A 21,254-nucleotide genomic window follows, 5' to 3' on the forward strand; every position below is an offset into this window, starting at 1 on the left:
ATGAGCCCAACATCTTCTAAAGGCCACCCGTTTCTGAACAACCTGTCACTGGTTATGTACGACCTGGACGGTACCTTGGTCGAGAGCGTGCCAGACCTTGCGGCTGCGCTGGACAAAATGCTTACTGATTTGGACATGCCGGTTGCTGGTGAGTCTAAAACTCGATTATGGGTTGGCAACGGCATTCCTGCTCTTGTTAAGCGCGCACTCACTGACGATATAAGCGGAGATCAACCAGGAAAAGTGGACCAGCCACTGTTTACAGAGGCTTATGAGCGCTTCTGCTTCCATTATGATAAAGAACTTGGCCTGCACAGTTATCTCTATCCAGGAGTTGTAAAGTTTCTTCAGGCAATGAAGAAGCGCGGCATAAAGCAAGCAGTCATTACCAATAAAAGTGAACAGTTTACCCATCACCTGCTAAAACTGATGGATATTGATCACTATTTTGACTGGGTGTCAGGCGGGGACAGTCTGTCAGAAATGAAGCCACACCCAATGCCCTTGCTTCATGCCATGAAGTCACTTGGCGCTCCGACACATCATACCCTTATGATCGGGGACTCCATCAATGATATTCGTGCCGCAAAAGCAGCGGGAGTTAAAGTGATTGGCCTGCCCTACGGTTACAACCACGGGCTCCCAATAGAAGAAGCCAACCCAGACCTGGTTGTATCTTCTTTAACTGAACTTCTCTAACCTCTTAGTTCAGAGATACTCTATTTTAATGTGTAATCAGCGTCAGTCACTCAACCGGTGACTGACGCTATCAAGAATTAGCGCACCCGAGAGGCTGACAGAGAATAGCGTCGTCAAGCCACCCCGCAGCGAGGATGGCTAAAAATTGAAGATAAGAACTCAAATTTGTGAGAAGAGCAGCACGACGCTTGACGAAGAACAGCAAATCTTTAAATCGATTAACAGTCACGCACCCTAAACTTTGAAATAATGAAATATGAAGAACGCCCGCCATTCAAGGTGGGCATTGTCGGCGGCGGAGTAGCAGGTGCCACAGCCGCTTTAAAAATGGCAGGGCTCGGCATAACAACCCATTTATTTGAAGCTAAAGACAGCCTTGTCAGTGGTCCGCCTATCTGTCATCTACACGCCGGTGGCAATTTATATCGCGAGATATCTAAATCACAATGCATCGCTCTCTTGGAGCAATCCATTGACACTATTCACGCCTTTCCTGGTACGGTGAACTACAGGCCAACAGTAATAGCCATTCCTGCCAGCGACCCTGAAAAACCCGAGGCGATCTTAGTCCGTTTGAAAGCGCTGAGACAGCATTATCATGAGATGGTAATGAGTAACCCTCAAAATGAAGTACTTGGCAACCCAGGTGATTATTTCAAGATTTACCATAAAGAAGACATTTTGCGACTGGTAAATCGTCCTTTACCACAGCAGCCAGCTACCGCCGATGACTGGATGACCCCCGTTGCCCGATTTATAAACCATGAGCAGATAAAATTCCCCTTATTCCTGGTACAGGAATTTGGTTTAAGTATATTCCGGCTAGCGGCGACCGCATCAATGGGACTGGAAGCTTCACCGAACGCTCATCTTCACCTGAATCACCGGGTTGTTAAGTTAGCGGAGTCTTCTAGCGGCTGGACCATTGAAAGCCATGACAAGCATGGTCAACGATGCCAGCATCAGGTGGATTTTCTCATCAATGCCTGCGGATTCCAAACCGGCACACTGGATAACATAGCTAACCGAACACGTAGACGCTGGGTAGAGTACAAAGCTGCTTATATAGCGCACTGGCCATCACAACAGGGTGTGTGGCCGGAAGTCATCGTCCATGGGGAGCGGGGAACGCCTAATGGAATGGCGCAATTTACCCCTTACCCCCAGGGTTTTATCCAACTACACGGAATGACCAAAGACATTACTTTGTTTGAGGGCGGTCTGGTGGCAAGTGATCACCATAATGCCCAGCCATGTTTACCTGACACATTTCTGGATAATATTAAGCATGGCTGGCAATGGGCAGATACCTGCTCACGCACTGAGCGAGCAATTACTCACTTCAGTCAGTGGGTACCAGAATTCAGCACCGCAGAAGTGGGTGGGAAACCCCTGTGTGGCGCACAACAGATCCCAGGAGATGATCCGGCTCTTCGTGCCGCAGACGTCTCCTTTGACGGACTTCGTTATGCCCGCCTGGAAATTGTCAAGGCTTCATCGGCATTGTATGCCACCCAACAGATAATTGAGCATTGTAAAAAGCAAGAATGGATAGAACCACAAGAAGGATGGCAGAAACCGTTGCTTCCCTTAACCAATATGCTTGATAACACCACTATTATTGAGAAAGCCAAATCCATTGCCAAATATCGCGGGTATCCAGAAGCTCTGGCACAACCATTCCCCGCACCACACGATTAATACCGGATTACAAAAGAATCTATTACCGAGAGATACCCTAAGCTATCAGCAGATAACAGCGCCTGCTCACCTGCTGATACACCGGGATATTTGCAATACAACGAGTGGTCATATAACCTTTGGTCTACAAGAGAACAAGCAATATTGATTAGCTCGGCCTGTTACCTGATTCGTAGGGAAGCGGGCATCCGGAGTCTGCAGTGAAACACTGTTACCACCAACATACCTTTCAATTGAGGAACAGCAACCATAACTGCTGTCCCGATACGCGCTTACCTTCATCATCCCTCCTTTCTGTTTCCTGGCGCTGGCAAAGCTGGCCTTGGGCCTGATAACTATTTCAGCCCAGCCGCAACATGGTTGTTGCCAACATAGATAATTCAAATTAATAAATATCCATCAACTTTATTCGAGAGACCTACTATGACGCCTGAAGTATTCGCGCGTCTGGCCAGCGAAGGATACAACCGTATTCCGGTAGTACGTGAGATTCTGGCAGACCTTGACACCCCACTAACCACTTATCTTAAGCTTGCCAATGGCCGCTATTCTTATCTGCTCGAATCCGTAGAGGGTGGAGAAAAATGGGGGCGTTACTCCATGATTGGCCTGCCCTGTCGTACCCTGCTTAGGGTGAACGGTGATCATATTCAGATAGAAACCGACGGCCAGATAGTTGAAGAGCATATGGCAGCCGACCCTCTGGAATTTATCAAAGCCTTCCAACAGCGTTACCAAGTGCCGGAGTTGGCAGAACTCCCCAGATTCACCGGCGGTCTGGTGGGGTATTTTGGCTATGACACTATTCGATACATTGAACCAAAGCTCAAAGAAAGTGCCCCCAGGGATGAATTGCACACACCAGATATCCTTTTAATGGTGTCTGATGAGTTGGTGGTATTCGATAATCTCAGCGGCAAACTGATATTGATCACCCATGCAAACCCTGATGAATCTGCCGCACTGGAAAGAGCACAATTCCGTCTGGACAACCTTGTACGCCAGTTACAAACCAGTAATATTCAACCCCCCGTTCAGGCATCCCTGAACCCGGCCACAGAAGACGATTTCCAGTCAGGGTTTGGGGAAGAGGCTTTCAAAGCTTCTGTGGGTACTATTCGTGAATACATTCTGGCTGGCGATGCCATGCAGGTGGTGCTGTCTCAGAGAATGTCTATTCCTTTTGACAGCTCTCCACTGAACCTTTATCGGGCACTGCGCAGCACAAACCCCTCCCCCTATATGTACTATATGGATCTGGGAGACTTCCATGTCGTCGGCTCTTCCCCTGAAATTCTGGCTCGACTTGAAGATGGTGATGTGACTGTTCGCCCAATCGCAGGAACGCGAAAGCGCGGCGATACAGAAGAAAAAGATAAGGCCTTGGAACACGAGCTTCTCAATGACCCCAAAGAGCTCGCTGAGCACCTTATGCTAATCGACCTTGGAAGAAACGACGTTGGTCGCGTCGCAAAAACCGGATCAGTAAAACTTACCGATAAAATGGTGATTGAACGTTACTCTCATGTTATGCACATTGTCTCCAACGTAACCGGTACGCTAAAAAGTGGACTGGATGCCCTTGATGTACTAAAAGCTACGCTACCTGCAGGGACATTGAGTGGTGCGCCAAAAGTACGTGCGATGGAAATCATCGACGAAATGGAGCCCGTTAAACGGGGAGTCTATGGTGGTGCGGTTGGCTATCTGGCATGGAATGGGAATATGGACACCGCTATCGCTATCAGGACAGCGGTTATCAAGGATCGTCAACTTCATATTCAAGCCGGTGCAGGTATTGTTGCCGACTCCAGCCCTGATCTGGAATGGAAGGAAACCATGAACAAAGGACGAGCCATATTTCGTGCCGTAGCCATGGCTCAAACCGGCTTTATGGGTCGTGGCCAGCCGACTTATGGTGCTCAAAAACTATATAAGCGCTCCTCAGAGGTGAAACACTGATGCTGTTAATGATCGACAACTACGACTCATTCACCTTTAATCTGGTTCAATATTTCGGAGAACTGGGCGCAAACGTTGAAGTCCATAGAAACGATCACATTACCATTGCGGACATTGAGAAACTGAAACCAACCCATATCGTCATCTCTCCTGGTCCATGCACGCCCAATGAAGCCGGCATATCAATGGATGTCATACGACACTTTCAAGGAAGAGTTCCGATTCTTGGTGTTTGCCTGGGCCACCAGAGCATTGGTCAGGTTTATGGTGGCAAGATCATTCGAGCCCGACAGGTCATGCACGGTAAAGTTTCTCCAGTCCACCATCAGAACTCTGGCGTTTTCCGGCATCTGGCTAACCCCGTCACAACAACCCGTTATCACTCCCTTGTTATTGAAAAAGAAAGCCTGCCGGATTGCCTTGAGGTAACCGCATGGACTCAGCTTGAAGATGGCAGTAATGACGAAATCATGGGGGTTCGCCATAAAGAGCTGCCCGTTGAGGGCGTTCAGTTTCATCCAGAATCCATTATGACTGAACAAGGCCATGACCTACTGGCCAATTTCCTCAAACAATCGGTATAACAGACTCAGGGAGTGACATCATGCAAATAAAAGAAGCCATCGGTCGGATTGTGCAGCACCTTGATCTCAGCCGGGATGAAATGGTCGATGTGATGCAGCAGATAATGACCGGCCAGTGCAGTGACACACAGATTGCAGCTTTTCTGGTTGGCATGCGGATGAAGAGCGAAAGCATCGAGGAAATTACCGGAGCGGCAATGGTCATGCGACAGCTCGCTACTTCAGTACAGGTGAATACTGATCATCTGGTGGATATTGTTGGTACGGGTGGCGATGGTGCCCACCTCTTTAACGTATCCACTGCTTCTGCATTTGTTTGTGCCGCCGCCGGCGCTAACGTTGCAAAGCATGGCAACCGAGGGGTTTCCAGCTCAAGTGGCAGCGCCGATCTTCTGGAGCATGCCGGGGTCAATCTGGATATCACCCCAGAGCAGGTTTCCCGCTGTATTGAAGAGGTGGGCGTCGGTTTTATGTTTGCACCAGCCCACCACTCAGCCATGAAAAATGTCGTTGGTGTGCGTCGGGAACTGGGTATTCGTACGCTGTTTAATATTCTTGGACCAATGTCCAATCCGGCTAACGTGAAAAATCTACTGATTGGTGTATTTACCAAAGAGCTATGCCGTCCCATGGCAGAAGTACTCCGTGAACTCGGTAATGAACATGTCATGGTGGTGCATTCAGTCGATGGACTGGATGAAATCAGTATTGCGAGTGAAACTCATGTTGCTGAGCTGAAGGATGGCAAAGTCTTCGAATACACCCTGAAACCAGAAGATTTTAATATTAATTCACAAAGCCTGATTGGGCTGGATGTGAAAGACAGTAATGAATCACTCACTCTGATCAAGGATGCACTTGGTAAACAACAAGGACGATATGCTGAAAAAGCGGCCAGTATGATTGCCCTGAATGCCGGCACCGCCATCTACCTTTCAGGCGTCGCCAGCCGCCTCGAAGAAGGCATCCTAATGGCTCAGGATGCTATCGACAGTGGCCTGGCTCTGGAAAAAATGAACGAACTGGCCAGCTTCACACGTGTTTTTTCAGCAGATGCTCATTGAGGACAGGTGCATGCCATTACCGACCATCTTAAATAAAATCGTCAAGCGAAAGCATGAAGAAGTTTCTGAGCGCAGCCTTGTAAAGCCTTTGGATGAAGTGATAAGGCTTGCCAAAAACAGCTCACCTACAAGAGGTTTTGCTGACAGCCTTTTCGCAAAAATTGAGAAGCAACAAGTAGCAGTAATCGCTGAAATCAAAAAAGCATCTCCTAGCAAAGGGATTATCCGGGAACACTTTGAACCCGCAGACATCGCTAGAAGCTATGAACATTCAGGAGCCAGCTGCCTGTCGGTGTTAACAGACCATGACTTCTTTCAGGGTAGTGAAGCATATTTGCTAGCCGCGCGGGAAGCCTGCTCCCTGCCCGTACTGAGAAAGGATTTTATGGTGGATCCCTACCAGATATACGAGGCGCGAATGATTGGTGCTGATTGTATTCTGTTGATCGTTTCCGCTCTCTCTGATCAACAACTCAGAGAGTTTAATGCGCTGGCACAATCACTGGGAATGGATGTTCTGGTTGAAGTACATGGTGCGGATGAACTGGAGAGAGCCCTGCCACTTCCAGGAGCCATTCTTGGTATCAACAATCGCAACCTGCATACCTTTGAAGTCAGTCTGGAAAATACCTTTGAACTACTGGGCTCAATTCCCGATGGTCGACTAGTGGTAACGGAAAGTGGCATTCATACTAAAAATGATGTGGAATCCATGATCGAGCACAATGTGAAAAGCTTTCTGGTAGGCGAGGCGTTCATGCGACAGGAAGATCCTGGCCAAGCCCTGAAGGAATTATTTGGTGCTTATTTATAATACTGGCCGACCCTAAAGGTCGGCTACTCTTCCCTGACATTCAATCACGTTTGAATTACTGAATAATCCCACAGGCTATTCTGGCACCACCACCGCCCAGAGGAGGATTATCAGAATAGTTGTCAGCACCAGCATGAATGACAAGAGAGTGCCCCCTCAGCTCTGATAATGAAAGTCGGGGAGCCTCCACAGGGGTAACTGCATTCCCGTAATCATCAACCATTAATGTGGGCAAGTCTCCTAAATGTCCATGACCTTCAGGCCCTTCATGATGGCCAGTCTTCTCAGGATCATAATGACTACCTGCGGCCAGTGCGGCAACTTTCTGACCACCTTTCTCTCCAGGTTCACAGGAAGGATTTTCGTGAACATGAAAACCATGCGCCCCCGGCGGCAAGTCATGAAGCGCAGGCTGAAACCTGACCCCTTGAGCAATATCATCATCGTCAGCGTAATGAATAACTACTTTCCCCACCATGGGCCCATTACCTGCCGAGGTCACCTGAAACATCACAACTTCCAGCTTTTCTTCAACTCTGCTCGAATTATCTACATGACTCGTATTATCCGAGCAACCAGACACTAAAGCAGAAAATATGATCGGTAGGGTCAGGAATCTGATGTCTCTGTTAACCATGTTACGTAGCCTCTGAGTATATTTATAAAACTCAGTATAGGTCTCAAATACGTTTACTTAATAGTGCTGACAGTGCTGGTAGCTATGATACCCAAGCCCTCACAAGCTACCGAGTACCAAAAACAACCATGGTTTTTCCTTTAACAGAAACAAGCCCTTGGGCTTCGAGACTTTTCAGCACCCGACCAACCATCTCACGGGAACATCCAACAATACGGCCAATTTCCTGACGGGTTATCTTAATTTGCATGCCATCAGGATGAGTCATGGCATCTGGTTGACGGCATAGATCAAGAAGCGTTCTGGCCACCCGACCAGTAACATCAAGAAAAGCAAGGTCTCCCATCTTCCGGGTAGTATCCTTCAGACGAGTTGCCATCTGACCTGACAGCAGCATCAAAATATCAGGATCTTTCTGAATCAGCCCCCTGAATTGCTGGTAGCTGATTTCAGCTACTTCGCAGGGGGTCTTTGCCTTGACCCAGGCACTTCGTTCAGGAAGATCCTCATCAAACAAACCCATTTCACCAAAGAAATCGCCCTGATTGAGATATGCGACGATCATCTCTCTACCTTCGTCGTCTTCTATAACAACAGATACAGCCCCCTTGACGATATAATAAAGCGTCTCGGAAGTATCACCTGCACAAAGTATTGTGCTTCTTGCTGGATAGCTTTTCTGAGAGCACATGGACAAAAAGTGCTCCATGCCGGGACCTGGTTTGACGGGCAAATTCTTTGTCAACATCTCCTCACCACAACGACCATGTTTGGTTAATATCATACCGCAAACTATTCTTTCGTTAATTGTGAATGTCTTTTTTCTTGACTGCCTTGGCACAATTCACTGAAAAAATACCTGAAATATAAAGTGATCAACTCCTATATATGAAAAAAGCATTAATCTCTTCTATGCTCTTTGCTTACCTTTTACCCAAACCAAAGGTAATTTACCATGAAAGAGCTGCCTGCATTTTGTTCAATTCATCCATATTTCCGAGTAAAACCGGAAAGAATGGACAGCTTCAGCCAGCTTATGACGGACTTCGTCGAAAGGACTCAGAACGAAGAAGGCGTTATATTTTATGGCTTCACTTGCCACGGTAACGAAGTACTCTGCAGAGAGGCGTATATCAATGCCCATGCATTGCTGCACCACTTGGATAACGTTGCTGATTTACTGGATGAAGCCAGTAAAATTGCTGAACTCACCCGTCTGGAAATCCATGGCAGTGAAGCAGATATAACCCACCTCAGAGAGCCTTTAGCCAAGTGGCAGCCTGACTTCTATACCTTTAAACTCGGATTTATTCACTAAAAAGGTAGAGGCATTAGCTAAATCACTCGTTTTCCTCTGGTAATGGTTGTTTTCATTTAAAGGCTTTAGAATGGCTCGAAAAGAGAAACAGCCTCAATTACCAGAACAGGAATTTCGAATGCGGACACAAGTAAAGTGGGTCGATAGCCAGCGTTTTCTAGGACTGACTGCCAGTGGCAATTCAGTGGTTATGGATGCAGACAAAAACCAGAAGAACGCTCCAAGCCCCATGGAGATGGTTCTAATGGGCTTAGGTGGCTGCTCCTCTGTCGATGTAGTCAATATTCTGGAAAAAGCACGACAGAACATCACCAGTTGTCATGTAGATATTGAGTCAGAACGCGCTGATGCCATTCCTGCAGTGTTTACCAAAATACATCTGAACTTTGTCGTCAAAGGCAGCAATATCAAAGAGTCTCAGGTACAGCGTGCCGTCAATTTATCCGCTGAAAAATACTGTTCTGTAGCCCGTATGCTCGGTAAAGGTGGCGTAGAAATCACTCACAGCTACGAGATTATTGAGACTGAGTAGACTGCTTGAACCACAAAGCACGCAATGAGCACAAAGAAAGACTCTAAAAACTTGTGTGCTTCGTGGTTAAAAAATCAACCTGGAGGCCACTGCATTTGACGGCCAGCCAGCAGATGAAGGTGTATGTGATACACTGACTGCCCACCATGGCTGTTGGTATTCAAGGCAAAGCGAAACCCATCGTCATCAACCCCTTCCTGAGCAGCGATATCTTTTGCCACCAGCATCATCTTGCCAAGCAGTGACTGATCTTCTGCCATTGCATCATTCATGGTTGCAATATGCTTTTTCGGGATGACCAGAATATGGGTTGGGGCCGCAGGATTAATATCCCTGAATGCCACCACCTCATCATCTTCAAACACCTTATCAGCAGGAATATCCCCTGAAGCAATTTTACAGAAAAGACAACTCATTCAATCCGCTCCTTTATTTGCCTTTAATAAAACTCACACTGCTGCATTTTTCTGTTCCATTTCACGCTCCCATAACAGGGAAGCACCAACGACTGCAGCTGGAATAATCAACAAATTAACCAATGGTATTAACATAGCCAGATTTACAATCGCCCCAAACGGCCAGGACTTTGATATTTGTGGCTTCAGTCTTGATAGCATATCGGAAAAAGAAACGCCTCGGTTATCCGCGGCATAATCGCAATATTGGATAGCCATCATCCAGCCATTGAATAAAAACCACAGCACAAAACCCAGTACAGGAACAAAGGATAATAGTAACAGCACTATTGCACGAGGCAGGTAATAGAGCAGTTTGCGCAGCTCTCGACCAATACTTCTCGGGACAATGACCAGCCAGTCAGACAATTGGAGGTCTGGCAAATCAGCCCCCTCCATACGCTGCACTTTTTCTGCCAGAAGTGCATTAAAAGGAGCAGCAATAAAATTCCCAATAATGGTAAAGGTAAAAAACATGACCGCTGCCAGTGCCAGAAAAAACAGAGGCCACAACAGGTATTCCAGAAATGCCAACCACTCGGGCATCCAACCTGTGAGTTGTGACATCCACAAAGAGAAATGGCCCGATGCCCAGTAAATAATCCCACCAAACACCAGAATATTGATAACCAGTGGAATCAAAACAAACCATCTCAACTGTGGCAGTACGATCATTTTCAGGCCCTGAATAAAGTAACCGGGACCAGATAAAGGGTTGTTATGTGTCATCACTCTATTTTTAATTCTTGCCAGAAGTAAGGGCCTGTTGACGTTGCGTTGCGGGGCTCAGTGGCTCAGAAAAACGTCATATGCGCGAAAGACTTGCGCAGCCCGTAGTCAGTCTACACCAAGCGAGTCTGACAAAGCAGATGGTGTTTTTCTGAGTCATCCGAAGGACGTATCAGGGCGCCACTATACCGTTGTTGCAGCATTTTGAAACGCAACCAGCCTTCCTGTAATGCCGCGCCTAGTCACAGGAGCGCCCTGATACGCTGCGCACGCAACGAAACGTCAACAGGCCCTAAATATTACAACAGCTAAAGCCATTTCTCTTACTTTCTTCTGTCTTCAATAGCGTCAGGCAATGCAATCTATCATTTTTGCCAATTGCCATGGCAGAAAGGCAATAGCTATTATATGCCCATTTAATCATTACCCCTTCCCCAATGGAGTACATAATGAGCACAATCAGACACTCCCGCCTGCTGATTCTTGGTTCCGGGCCAGCTGGCTACACTGCGGCTGTCTATGCAGCAAGAGCTAATCTCAACCCAGTCATGATTACCGGTATGCAGCAAGGTGGCCAGCTAACCACCACTACAGAGGTAGACAACTGGCCTGGTGGACAGGAAGGGCTTCAGGGGCCGGGCCTCATGATGGATATGGAAGCCCATGCCAAGCGCTTTGGGACTGAAATAATTTTTGACCATATTGAAGAAGTGGATTTCAGCAAAAAACCTTACACCCTCAAAGGAAGTCATACATACACCTGTGATGCCCTGATCATTGCAACGGGAGCCAGTGCCCGCTACCTGGGACTGGACAGCGAAGAAGCCTTTAAGGGGAAAGGTGTTTCCGCCTGTGCTACTTGTGACGGCTTCTTTTACAAGAATCAAGATGTTGTCGTCGTTGGTGGAGGCAATACCGCCGTTGAAGAAGCACTTTATCTTTCCAACATTGCGAAAACCGTTACCGTGATTCACCGTCGTCAGGAATTTCGTTCAGAAAAAATCCTCCAGGATAAAATGATGGATCGCGTACAGAATGGAAATATTAAATTAATACTTGATTCTGTTTTGGACGAAGTACTGGGTGATGATATGGGGGTTACCGGCGTCCGTGTTAAAAATGTACTCAACGGTGAATCTGAAGAAATATCGGCAATGGGCTGCTTCATTGCCATTGGCCACACCCCCAACACCGGCATTTTTGAGGGTCAATTGGAAATGAAAGATGGCTACATCAAGGTTCACAGTGGGCTTGAAGGTAACGCCACTCTGACTTCAAAAGAAGGTGTATTTGCTGCAGGCGATGTGATGGATCACGTATATCGACAGGCAATTACATCCGCCGGAACGGGCTGTATGGCTGCATTGGATGCGGAGAAATATCTGGACGCTTTGGAAGCATAATAAAATTAATATCGTTGGCTTCTTCAAAAGAGAAGAAGCCAACAAATCAGGCTACTTATCCACACTCGCCTCTTTCGCAGGCTCACTGCTAAAACCATACTCTTCTGCCAAAGCCCCCTGCTCATCCGGACTAGATTTAGGCGCATAATCCTTTGGTTGCTCAAGCGGAGGCGTACGTTCATTCCGGCGCTTATGAACCTTACCTGATAATAACGCATTACTGCTCAGCAAAGAGTCTCCAAGCCGATTGCGAACCTCTTCATCCTTACAGAGGCCTTCTGCGCCATTGGCAAGATGCTCATGGACATCCCGGTAAGTATCGGTGAGTTTGTTAACCAAATGCGCAGATGTGGTGAAATGGTCTCCCACGCGCTCCTGATACTCCTTGAACTCCTGCTGCAACTCATCCAGCTGGTTTTCCAGCTTGCCATTACGGGATTTCGACCCTGACAGTAGATGGTAAACAAGCGCACCACACAAAATCCCCGCCAGAAACGCCAGACTACCGACAAACCAAAGTACGTTCATGTTTTCCACAGTATCGCCTCACTCAGTGGGGCCCGCGCCCTTGTCATTAAATCACAACGCCATGTCCTTAAGCGCCTATTGTATAGATTCCATTGAAGTTGGCCTAGTCCATAAAGGCACAAGTCAGATTCGAGCAGAATCCACTTACTCTGTCCACCACTCAGCCCCTGATTTACTTTCAATACCCAGAAGGTTAGGGAAACAGTGCCTGATGCTTCTACCATGGGCATCTACATATAAATTCAGTGCAATTGCAGGACTCTGATCAGAGGCTTCCTGCAAGCGGTGCGTATTGTTCTTTTCCGGCACAAAATACGCTTCCGGTTGAAAAACCTTTAACCTTCGGCTCCTATCCAGTATGGCAATACCTGTCCCAGAGTTCTGCAATTTATCAGTATATCCATAGAACTCTACCACCTCTCCATAGATCAATAACGGCCCACACTCTACATCGTGATCATGTGTAACCGTACTCTGGCCAGGAGACAAAACAATAGCAACAATAGCGAAAGGGGCCGAATATTTGCAAAGCCCCTGGGAATCAAGACTTCGGTATAACACTTCGCGATAATATGCTTTCCTGCTTACCTTTAGTAAAAGATCTTCTACAACGACAGGAGACATCGACAGATTAATACCCAGATAACGCCATATCCACCTGGGCATTTCATCCCCAGGCACACCCATCTCAGAACCTTTCGTTACTCCCGCATCGACCAGACTCTGAAGCGCCAGACTGAAGCTACTCAAATTAAACACCTGAAAACCAGCAAGCCCGATAACTTTGTATAGCTCTTTTCATCAGGGTGTGAGGAAAAAATAAAGCGCTTCCCAGAATCCATTGCAACAGCCCAACCACCTTGAAATCGGTCACATTGCCAGCCAATCATTCACACACTATGTTGAAGTTATTCATGGAACAAACTATTGCCAAGAGGTTTTCCTGATGACTGCTGGCATGATGAGAGCTGTTCGCATCTTTGAACATGGTGATACAGGTGTACTCAAGGTTGACGAATATCCAATACCGGAGCCGGGTGAAAATGATCTTCTGGTAAAAGTCATAGCAACCGGCGTTTCCGGCTGGGATATCAAATATCGCAGAGGAGACTTTCTGAAGCACTTCAATCAGTCCGGCCTCCCCGGCAGAAAAAAATTCCCTCTACCTCAACAACCAGGTCGTGAAGCATCAGGAACGGTAATAAAAACAGGGTCATGTGTTACACGTTTTAAAACGGGTGATGCTGTACTCGGCCTGGTTCACCCACAAAACGATTATTGCACGAATACAATGAGAGGCCTTGGCAACCTTTCCACAGAAATTGATTATCCCGGCCATGCGGCTTTTGGAGGCAATGCCCAGTATATATGCCGCCCTGAGCACTACTGGTTTCCAATTCCCGATGGCGTAAGCTATGAACAAGCAGCGGCAGGATCATGGTCCTTTCCCACCAGTCACCGGATAGTGGTTGATCGTTGCAAGATAGCTATCGGCGATACTGTTTTTATTACCGGTACTGCCGGCGGTATGGGGAATGCAGCTGTCCAGTGGGCCAGATTAGCGGGGGCAAGTATCATCGGCTGCACCCGAAAGGCCGAGAAAATTTCCTCTATCGAAGCACTGGGTGTGGACCTGGTTATCAATACAATGGATTCCAGTCACGCATATGATCAGATGATGTCAATGACCCATGGTGAAGGAATTGATCACTTTATAGAATTTACCGGTTCGCCGTCACTTATTGAACTGGGGCTGGAAGCACTGAGGGTAGGAGGAACTGTCTGTCCAGTCGGAGGCGACATGAGCGATAAGCCGCTGCCCTTTAAAGTCATGGACTTTACCAAAAAGGAAATGACCGTCCTGGGCATTCGAGGCTCCCGCCTTAATGATCAGCGAATCTATCTTGAGCAGCTGGCTACAGGAAAGATCTCAGTCCCCATCGCAGCAACACTTCCCTTGAGCGAAATTCAAGAAGCTCACCGTCTGATTGAAAATGGCGAGGTGGTCGGTAAAGTACTAATTAACCCATGGCTGTAGATCCTGTTTCTTGAATGCAAACCTTGCTACCCAGGCTCTGTTGACATAAGGTTGCTGGCTCAGCTCAAACCCGAGTGTTCGTGGCCAGGCGCAAGAACGCAGGAAAAACCTAAAGGCCACAATTGCCAATGCCTTTAAAGTTCAACGCATAGTTATGACACCTTTAGCAAATATGAAAACAATAAGCAGCGAGCTTTTATTCATCAGTATTTTATTATGACCCCGCAAGCTTGTTATCACAGGAATATAACCCAAAATGGCTTTAGCAAGGATCCAGCGCAGGCCGAAGCAGTAAAGCACTTGCAAAGCCTGTTTGAAGAGTTGGTCCAACCACCCAGAAAGTCATTCTTTAAGGCGATTAAAGGCGCTTTGGGCAAACCCATGGAGCCAGTACGCGGCCTCTACTTCTGGGGGGGAGTCGGTCGGGGCAAAACCTGGCTGATGGATACCTTTTATAATTGCCTGCCCTTTCAGGACAAGCTTCGCATGCACTTTCATCACTTTATGCGACGGGTGCATGAAGAGCTGAAGACACTGGAAGGCCAGAAAAACCCGCTATCCATTGTTGCGGATCGCCTTGCCAAAGAGGCAAGGATCATCTGTTTTGATGAATTCTTTGTTTCTGATATCACAGATGCCATGATTCTCGGCGGTTTAATGGAACAGTTATTCCACCGTGGCGTTACACTGGTTGCTACATCCAATGTAGATCCAGACCTTCTCTATAAGGATGGCCTGCAAAGAGCTCGATTCCTTCCTGCCATTGAACTGATCAAAAAACACACGCTCGTCGTCAATGTAGATGGAGGTACCGACTACCGCCTTCGACTACTTGAGAAAGCGGAAACCTATTACTGGCCTCTCAATGACGAGAACCATGAAAAGCTGAATCAGGTCTTTTCTGACCTGGCCCCCGACCCGGATCATATTGAATCCTATCAAAGCATTGAAATTTCTGGGCGCCCCATTAATAGTGTGAAGCTGTGTAACGATGTAGCCTGGTTTACCTTTACCGACCTGTGTGATGGACCCCGTAGCCAGAACGATTACATTGAGCTAGCTCGTTTCTACCATTCAGTCATTCTTCAAGCGGTTCCTCAGTTTGATGCTAACCGGAATGATCAGGCCCGCCGTTTTATAAACCTGATTGATGAGTTCTATGATCGGGGTGTAAAACTCATCGTATCCAGCGAAGTTCACCTTGAAGCGCTCTATGCAAGTGGTACTCTGTCATTTGAGTTTCAGAGAACACTGAGTCGTCTGCAGGAGATGCAGTCCACTGAGTACCTTGCCCGCCCTCACAAACCCTGAGAGCTTAAGCAATGCCCATAGGGAAAGAAAAATATTTTGCGCCATCCTTAAGAATTAAAAAGTGAAGCAAAATATTTTTCACGACAAAAGCAATAAGCAGAGAGGAGTTTCATCGTATGGATCTTGGCGTTCAAAACAAAGTCTTCATGGTTGCCGGTGCCAGCTCTGGGCTCGGCTATGCCATCGCAAAAAAGCTGGCTGAAGAAGGGGCGAAAGTTTCTATTGCCAGCCGCAGTCCGGAAAATATAGCCAAAGCAGCGGCAACAATAAGCGAAGAAACTGCGGCTGAAATCCGGGGTTATGTATTTGATGCCCGGGATGAAGGCTCTATAACACAATGGGTAGAAGAGACCCAAAATGACTTTGGCCATATCGATGGCTTAGTGATCAATACTGGCGGCCCGGCACCGGGTTTCTTTGAGGAGTTTGACGATCAGGCTTGGCAGTCTGCCTTTGAGTTGACACTCATGAGTGCCGTGCGTTTGATCAGAGCCGCTCTGCCGGCCCTGAAAGTAAATGGCGGCAGCATTCTTACGCTGACATCTTCTGCCGTGAAAGAGCCAATCGATATTCTGGTTATGAGTAATGTCATGCGCTCAGGCGTCAATAGCCTGGTAAAAACACTGGCAACCGATCTGGCGCAATACAACATCCGAATTAATAACCTGATTCCGGGCTCAATTAATACGGATCGAATCAAAGCGCTAAATCTTTTTCTGGCAAAGCGTTCTGATACCAGCCCGGGTAAAGTTCGAAAAGCAGCAGAATCTGCTATCCCTATGGGGCGCTATGGTAAACCGGAAGAGTTTGCCAATGCTGCTGCGTTCCTGCTTTCTGATGCTGCCAGTTACATCACTGGAACCAACACCGTGGTTGATGGCGGTAAAATGAAGAGTGTTTAACATACAATGACTCCCCCGCTCGAGGGGAGTCTATAAACTTACAGCCGCATAAAATATGAGCTCATCATCGTTATCATTTAAAAAGTTGATGATCATTAAACATCTGCGATCCAGCCTTGATAACAGCTATATACTTCTCATCAACTTTAATTTCTACCTGTCTACCATGAAATCGCACCACTGCACCCTGCTCACCAACCTGAATTGGTATTGGCTTCCCTGATACTCCTGCCTTTCCTCGTATATAAGTGTTAGCACTTACGGCTGGCATTAACTCAAGAGTACATTGATGTTCGGGACAAAAAATTACAATTTTTCTACCACCTGAATACCCAACCAGATCAGACAAAGGGTAGCCTGCAACATTCGTTGCATTAGGTTCTATTTGATAGGTTGAATTGTGATTCTCCCAATTTTTATCTGGGTCTGTATTGTTAGCGATTTTACTGATTGAGAGATGAAGCATCGTATTAAATCCAATATTTAGACCCAGATCATTCAGGTTTCGAGTCTTCTAAAATATTGAGTAATCTCCGGCAAACATTAGCTTCAAAAGTCCATAACCGATATTTTCAGCGAAGACATTTATCATTTTAGCGACCTGTCCTGAAGCTGCCTATAACCACCCGCATTGAGCGTATTTTTATAACCTTGGGCAACTAATGCCTTATGCGCCTTACCACTGCGATTACCACTTCGGCAATAAAGCACAATATCTGCATCCAAAGTGATGTTTTTCTGTGCAAGCCCATTAACAATATTCTGATAAGGGATATTAATAGCCCCTGCAAGATGCCCCTCTGCATATTCCGCTGGTGTTCGGACGTCGATCAGCAAAGCACCATTCTTAATCCTCTCCCAAGCCTCGCCATAGAAATCAGTTGCACCCGCTGAACCCACAATCCCAAGGGCAACCAGAATACTCAGAAAACACCGTTGAAACAGATTTTGCACCGTACAAGCTCCTTTCTATTTTCTTCGTCATCAACACTTATCGGTCAGTTATACTGGCAGCCTGAACATAAAGCATGTCCAATGCCACAGTTGCTGCTGCCAGTGCAGTAATATCCGCACTATCATAAGCAGGTGCAACCTCAACCACATCCATTCCAACAATATCAAGCCCTTGCAGCCCACGAACCAGCTGTAATGCCCGGTCTGATGTCAAGCCACCGCAAACCGGTGTCCCTGTTCCCGGCGCGTACGCGGGGTCCAGACAGTCAATATCAAACGTCAGATAAGCAGGCCGATGGGCAACCGTCGTATGAATACGGTCAATAATCTCCGTTACTGGAGCTTCATTAACGTAACCTGCATCGAACACCTGGAACGGGGTATTTTCCTGATCATGGTGAGTGCGTATGCCAATTTGAACAGAAGTCTCAGGATCTATCAGTCCTTCCTGAATGGCATGATAAAACATTGTGCCATGGTCAAATGGCCCCCCTTGATCATAGTCATCCGTGTGAGCATCAAAATGAATAAGTGACAGGGGCCCAAACTGTCTTGCGTGGGCTCGAAGTAGCGGCAATGTAATGAAATGATCCCCTCCCAGCGTAAGCATCTTTTTACCCACTGCCAGAACAGCCTCAGCATGCAGCTCCAATGACTCACACAGATCACTGGCATTACCTGCCTCAAAAACCAGGTCACCACAATCAACTATGGACAAATAATTGCTTAACTTGAAACCCCATGGCCAACGTTGCGACTCCCAGGCCAGATTTATCGATGCTTTGCGAATGGCTTCAGGTCCGAAGCGGCTACCGCTTCGGCCGGTAGTTGCCAGATCAAAAGGAACCCCTGTGATGATCCACTGTGCATCACTGTTGACCGGGTCAAAATCAAGTGGCTGCCTCAGGAAACCAAAAGCATTGGAATAGAGTGAGTAATCTGCCTTTTTTTCCAGAGTTGTCACTTCATTGCTCCTTATTTTTCTTTATAAATCTTTTTTGAACCTGCCAGAGGCTCTGTCAGGTAGGTATAACCTTTAAGTGCTGACTCCAGTTCAGCCAGTGCAGCAGAGCGCTGCTCCTCTTCAAGATGTTCAAAAGCCATTTGCCGATAGGCCTGAAAAAAATGGTCAGGTTTTAGATCAACATACCGCATCACATCTTCAACACTATTGCCCTTATAGAATTCACTGATTTCTATATTTCCGTTTGCCATGATTTCCACAGAAGCTGAATCAGCATCTCCAAAAAGGTTATGCATATCACCAAGAATTTCCTGATAAGCCCCCACCAGGAAAATCCCCATATAATATGGATCATCTGACGTCCATGGCGGTACAGGCAACGTACTCTCAATCCCCTGACCATCGACATACTGACTCATAACACCGTCCGAGTCACAGGTAATATCAAGCATAAAAGCACGGCGGGTCAGCGGCTTATCAAGCTGGGATAAAGGCAATACAGGAAATACCTGCTTGACCCCCCAAACATCAGGTAATGACTGAAACAGTGAAAAATTCAGATAAAAACGATCAGCAAGCTTCTCGCTCAGTTCATCAATCAAATCCCGATGAGCCCGATTTTTAAAACCAAGTCGTTTCATTAATCGATGGCATATACACACGTTGATTTTTTCAGCCCAGGCTTTTTCTTCAAGACGAACGACTCCAGCCTCAAAACCCGTATGAATCTCAGCAAGATTTCGTTGTGTATCATGATAAATCTCGACAAGCGCCCGGTGACAATTCTGTTCTAACAACTCTAACCAGGATGCCCAGAGGTTATGAAACTGATAGGTACTGTCATCTGAAGGCTGTTCAGGAGATTGCTTAGATAATACACTCTGACAGCTTTCTACACTCACCACATTAGTAATCAGAACAGCATGGTGCGCTGCCAGATTACGACCAGATTCAGAAATAATTCCGGGTTCCGGAACTAGATATTGATGACATAGGCTACCTATTATGGAAACAACGCTGTTAGCGTATTCACAGAGGCTGTAATTCATTGAGCATTGGCTCTGACTACGAGTCCCTTCATAGTCCACAGCAAGTCCGCCACCAATATCTATCCACTGAATTGATACTCCCATTCGAAAGAGTTCTACATAAATACGTCCACACTCACTGATGCCCAGACTGGCATCCCGGATGTTGGTAATCTGCGAACCCAGGTGAAAGTGCAATAGTTGTAAGCAGGACAACTGACTGGATTCTCTCAGCCGGGCAATAACACTCAAAATTTGTGCAGTAGTCAGCCCAAACTTTGAGCCCTCACCTCCGCTTGCATACCACCGGCCTTTTATTTTTGAAGTAAGCCGCGCCCTTAACCCAAGTCTGGGAATAACCCCGAGCGCTTTTGCTTCGGACAGCACCAACTCCAGCTCTGAGAACTTTTCCAGAACAATGTATACCTGACACCCCAGCTTTTCACCAATAAGCGCCTGACGAATATACTCCCGATCTTTGTAGCCATTACATACAATGACAGCACTGGTTTGTTTGGCCAAAGCCAGCGCAGCCATTAGCTCCGGTTTGCTACCAGCCTCCAGACCCAGCTGCTTATCAGCCAGCAACGATTGGCTTCTTATGAGGGTTTCAACAACACTTCGCTGAGGATTTACTTTTAACGGATAAACAGCAAGGTAGCGATTACTGTACTCATGATCGCTGATTGCCTGGTTGAAGGCCTGGCACAACGTATGAACTCTATGGCAAAGAATCTCGGGAAATCGAACCAATACCGGCAGTGAAGCCCCTTGATTCAACAGCGCTTTGATTATGTCATTGAACTCCACCGCTATTTGCTTTTCTGGAGAGGAAAAAACGGCCTCACCATCATCATTGATATCAAAATACCCCTGACTCCAGTATTGAATATTGTAAGTTCTGCGCGATTCATCAACACGCCAGTTAGCTTTGATGGGGGAAACGACACTGGGGATTTTTTTTCTGGAGAAGCTGTGCATTGAACTGGTGGGTAACCTCCCGAAGAAAGTAGCAGCTTAGCTAGCCAACTAAAACAGCAGGAGTATAGTCACTCGTGAACAATAACAATCAATTGAAAACACATTTTCAGAGCAATAGCATTTATGTCAGGCGTAACAGCCTGTTACAAGCTTATTACAGAGAACTAATACGGAAAAACACATGATGAGCAGTACGAAAAACCAATTGAAAGAGGGAGAGTGCATCAAGCAGACGGATGCACAGCTCTCTCAACGATGGAGGTGGAAAGCCCATTAATCTCTTTGAAGATAAGGTATTTCTTTTTTCTTCTCAGTGCAGATCTGACCTTTCTTCGCAACTCGGAGAAGCAATAAACTACCGGTCTATTGGACTCAAGATCCACCCTGGTAGCTGCCGGAACGTACCAGTACATAAACTGCTTGCGCTTGGAATAGATCACAGCTCTGGCCTCCAGGAAAATAATCGACAGAATGATCCAGTTGATCAATTAGTCAATTAAATCCTGAAAAAGTTCCCTGGGAGCTTGTCAGACTTACCACTGACCGATCGCGAAAAGCCGAATTTGGCAATTTTTACGCTGTTTTTTGCTAAATAGCGCCGCTATTCACCTAACATCTGTACATAAACTAGTTCAAACCGGACTATCCTC

23 protein-coding genes are annotated in these 21,254 nt (G+C 46.8%); 12 read left to right on the top strand and 11 right to left on the bottom strand.

Annotated elements, in window-relative coordinates:
• The 6 genes from GV64_RS19540 to trpC all read left to right on the top strand — a co-directional run bounded on the left by GV64_RS19540 (nucleotide 1) and on the right by trpC (nucleotide 6,824).
• Nucleotides 1-699 (top strand): phosphoglycolate phosphatase, encoded by a 699-nt coding sequence (locus GV64_RS19540; protein WP_020581465.1) that lies wholly within the window; start codon nucleotides 1-3, stop codon nucleotides 697-699.
• A 249-nt stretch (nucleotides 700-948) separates the two neighbouring features.
• The gene (locus GV64_RS19545) at nucleotides 949-2,400 is read left to right on the top strand and encodes an FAD-dependent oxidoreductase (protein WP_020581466.1); all 1,452 of its coding nucleotides are present in this window, start codon (nucleotides 949-951) and stop codon (nucleotides 2,398-2,400) included.
• A 423-nt stretch (nucleotides 2,401-2,823) separates the two neighbouring features.
• Nucleotides 2,824-4,362, top strand: coding sequence for an anthranilate synthase component I (gene trpE / locus GV64_RS19550; RefSeq protein WP_020581467.1), 1,539 nt, complete (start codon nucleotides 2,824-2,826; stop codon nucleotides 4,360-4,362).
• A complete protein-coding gene (locus tag GV64_RS19555) occupies nucleotides 4,362-4,946 on the top strand; it encodes an anthranilate synthase component II (RefSeq protein WP_020581468.1) in 585 nt (194 codons plus the stop codon). Before trpE ends, GV64_RS19555 begins: the two co-directional genes overlap by 1 nt.
• A 20-nt stretch (nucleotides 4,947-4,966) precedes the next feature.
• A complete protein-coding gene (trpD, locus tag GV64_RS19560; RefSeq protein ID WP_020581469.1) occupies nucleotides 4,967-6,010 on the top strand; it encodes an anthranilate phosphoribosyltransferase in 1,044 nt (347 codons plus the stop codon).
• Between the two features lie 10 nt (nucleotides 6,011-6,020).
• Entirely contained in the window at nucleotides 6,021-6,824 is an 804-nt protein-coding gene (gene trpC / locus GV64_RS19565) for an indole-3-glycerol phosphate synthase TrpC (protein WP_026258104.1), read from the top strand.
• Nucleotides 6,825-6,879: 55 nt separating this feature from the next.
• Here trpC and sodC read toward each other — a convergent pair whose 3' ends face one another.
• Complete coding sequence (sodC, locus tag GV64_RS19570) at nucleotides 6,880-7,335, bottom strand: superoxide dismutase family protein (RefSeq protein WP_152554128.1); 456 nt, start codon at nucleotides 7,333-7,335, stop codon at nucleotides 6,880-6,882.
• A gap of 232 nt (nucleotides 7,336-7,567) precedes the next feature.
• Nucleotides 7,568-8,209: a cAMP-activated global transcriptional regulator CRP gene (gene crp / locus GV64_RS19575; RefSeq protein ID WP_026258105.1), complete on the bottom strand. Its 642-nt coding sequence runs from the start codon at nucleotides 8,207-8,209 to the stop codon at nucleotides 7,568-7,570.
• Between the two features lie 207 nt (nucleotides 8,210-8,416).
• Here crp and GV64_RS19580 point away from each other — a divergent pair, with 207 nt between their 5' ends.
• Nucleotides 8,417-8,779 carry a putative quinol monooxygenase gene (locus GV64_RS19580; RefSeq protein ID WP_020581473.1) on the top strand — a complete coding sequence of 121 codons (363 nt, stop codon included), beginning with the start codon at nucleotides 8,417-8,419 and terminating at the stop codon, nucleotides 8,777-8,779.
• 118 nt (nucleotides 8,780-8,897) lie between these two features.
• Nucleotides 8,898-9,311 carry an OsmC family protein gene (locus GV64_RS19585; RefSeq protein ID WP_026258106.1) on the top strand — a complete coding sequence of 138 codons (414 nt, stop codon included), beginning with the start codon at nucleotides 8,898-8,900 and terminating at the stop codon, nucleotides 9,309-9,311.
• A 74-nt stretch (nucleotides 9,312-9,385) separates the two neighbouring features.
• Here the strand turns inward: GV64_RS19585 and GV64_RS19590 are convergent, their stop codons facing one another.
• Nucleotides 9,386-9,727, bottom strand: coding sequence for a histidine triad nucleotide-binding protein (locus GV64_RS19590; RefSeq protein ID WP_020581475.1), 342 nt, complete (start codon nucleotides 9,725-9,727; stop codon nucleotides 9,386-9,388).
• Nucleotides 9,728-9,760: 33 nt separating this feature from the next.
• Complete coding sequence (cysZ, locus tag GV64_RS19595; protein ID WP_020581476.1) at nucleotides 9,761-10,495, bottom strand: sulfate transporter CysZ; 735 nt, start codon at nucleotides 10,493-10,495, stop codon at nucleotides 9,761-9,763.
• A gap of 449 nt (nucleotides 10,496-10,944) precedes the next feature.
• Here cysZ and trxB point away from each other — a divergent pair, with 449 nt between their 5' ends.
• On the top strand, nucleotides 10,945-11,898 hold the full coding sequence (gene trxB, locus GV64_RS19600; protein WP_020581477.1) for a thioredoxin-disulfide reductase: 954 nt from the start codon (nucleotides 10,945-10,947) through the stop codon (nucleotides 11,896-11,898).
• 51 nt (nucleotides 11,899-11,949) lie between these two features.
• Here trxB and GV64_RS19605 read toward each other — a convergent pair whose 3' ends face one another.
• Nucleotides 11,950-12,426 (bottom strand): YhcB family protein, encoded by a 477-nt coding sequence (locus GV64_RS19605; RefSeq protein ID WP_160171815.1) that lies wholly within the window; start codon nucleotides 12,424-12,426, stop codon nucleotides 11,950-11,952.
• A gap of 144 nt (nucleotides 12,427-12,570) precedes the next feature.
• Nucleotides 12,571-13,176 (bottom strand): cupin domain-containing protein, encoded by a 606-nt coding sequence (locus tag GV64_RS19610; RefSeq protein WP_020581479.1) that lies wholly within the window; start codon nucleotides 13,174-13,176, stop codon nucleotides 12,571-12,573.
• Between the two features lie 196 nt (nucleotides 13,177-13,372).
• Here GV64_RS19610 and GV64_RS19615 point away from each other — a divergent pair, with 196 nt between their 5' ends.
• The 3 genes from GV64_RS19615 (at nucleotide 13,373) to GV64_RS19625 (ending at nucleotide 16,677) form a co-directional block, all read left to right on the top strand.
• Nucleotides 13,373-14,464, top strand: a complete 1,092-nt coding sequence (locus GV64_RS19615) for a quinone oxidoreductase family protein (RefSeq protein ID WP_026258107.1) — start codon at nucleotides 13,373-13,375, stop codon at nucleotides 14,462-14,464.
• A 216-nt stretch (nucleotides 14,465-14,680) separates the two neighbouring features.
• A complete protein-coding gene (zapE, locus tag GV64_RS19620; RefSeq protein ID WP_026258108.1) occupies nucleotides 14,681-15,775 on the top strand; it encodes a cell division protein ZapE in 1,095 nt (364 codons plus the stop codon).
• A gap of 116 nt (nucleotides 15,776-15,891) precedes the next feature.
• On the top strand, nucleotides 15,892-16,677 hold the full coding sequence (locus tag GV64_RS19625; protein ID WP_020581483.1) for an SDR family oxidoreductase: 786 nt from the start codon (nucleotides 15,892-15,894) through the stop codon (nucleotides 16,675-16,677).
• A gap of 73 nt (nucleotides 16,678-16,750) precedes the next feature.
• On the opposite strand, the gene GV64_RS19630 is transcribed toward GV64_RS19625, so the two are convergent.
• From GV64_RS19630 to GV64_RS19650, 5 genes are all read right to left on the bottom strand, one after another.
• A complete protein-coding gene (locus GV64_RS19630; protein WP_020581484.1) occupies nucleotides 16,751-17,143 on the bottom strand; it encodes a hypothetical protein in 393 nt (130 codons plus the stop codon).
• A gap of 122 nt (nucleotides 17,144-17,265) precedes the next feature.
• Complete coding sequence (locus GV64_RS19635; protein ID WP_020581485.1) at nucleotides 17,266-17,631, bottom strand: rhodanese-like domain-containing protein; 366 nt, start codon at nucleotides 17,629-17,631, stop codon at nucleotides 17,266-17,268.
• Between the two features lie 37 nt (nucleotides 17,632-17,668).
• The gene (speB, locus tag GV64_RS19640) at nucleotides 17,669-18,595 is read right to left on the bottom strand and encodes an agmatinase (protein WP_020581486.1); all 927 of its coding nucleotides are present in this window, start codon (nucleotides 18,593-18,595) and stop codon (nucleotides 17,669-17,671) included.
• 11 nt (nucleotides 18,596-18,606) lie between these two features.
• The gene (speA, locus tag GV64_RS19645; protein WP_020581487.1) at nucleotides 18,607-20,604 is read right to left on the bottom strand and encodes a biosynthetic arginine decarboxylase; all 1,998 of its coding nucleotides are present in this window, start codon (nucleotides 20,602-20,604) and stop codon (nucleotides 18,607-18,609) included.
• A 224-nt stretch (nucleotides 20,605-20,828) separates the two neighbouring features.
• On the bottom strand, nucleotides 20,829-21,092 hold the full coding sequence (locus tag GV64_RS19650) for a hypothetical protein (RefSeq protein ID WP_020581488.1): 264 nt from the start codon (nucleotides 21,090-21,092) through the stop codon (nucleotides 20,829-20,831).
• Nucleotides 21,093-21,254: the final 162 nt, after the last annotated feature.

Origin of the sequence: Endozoicomonas elysicola (genome assembly GCF_000710775.1) — a bacterium.
Classification (GTDB): domain Bacteria; phylum Pseudomonadota; class Gammaproteobacteria; order Pseudomonadales; family Endozoicomonadaceae; genus Endozoicomonas; species Endozoicomonas elysicola.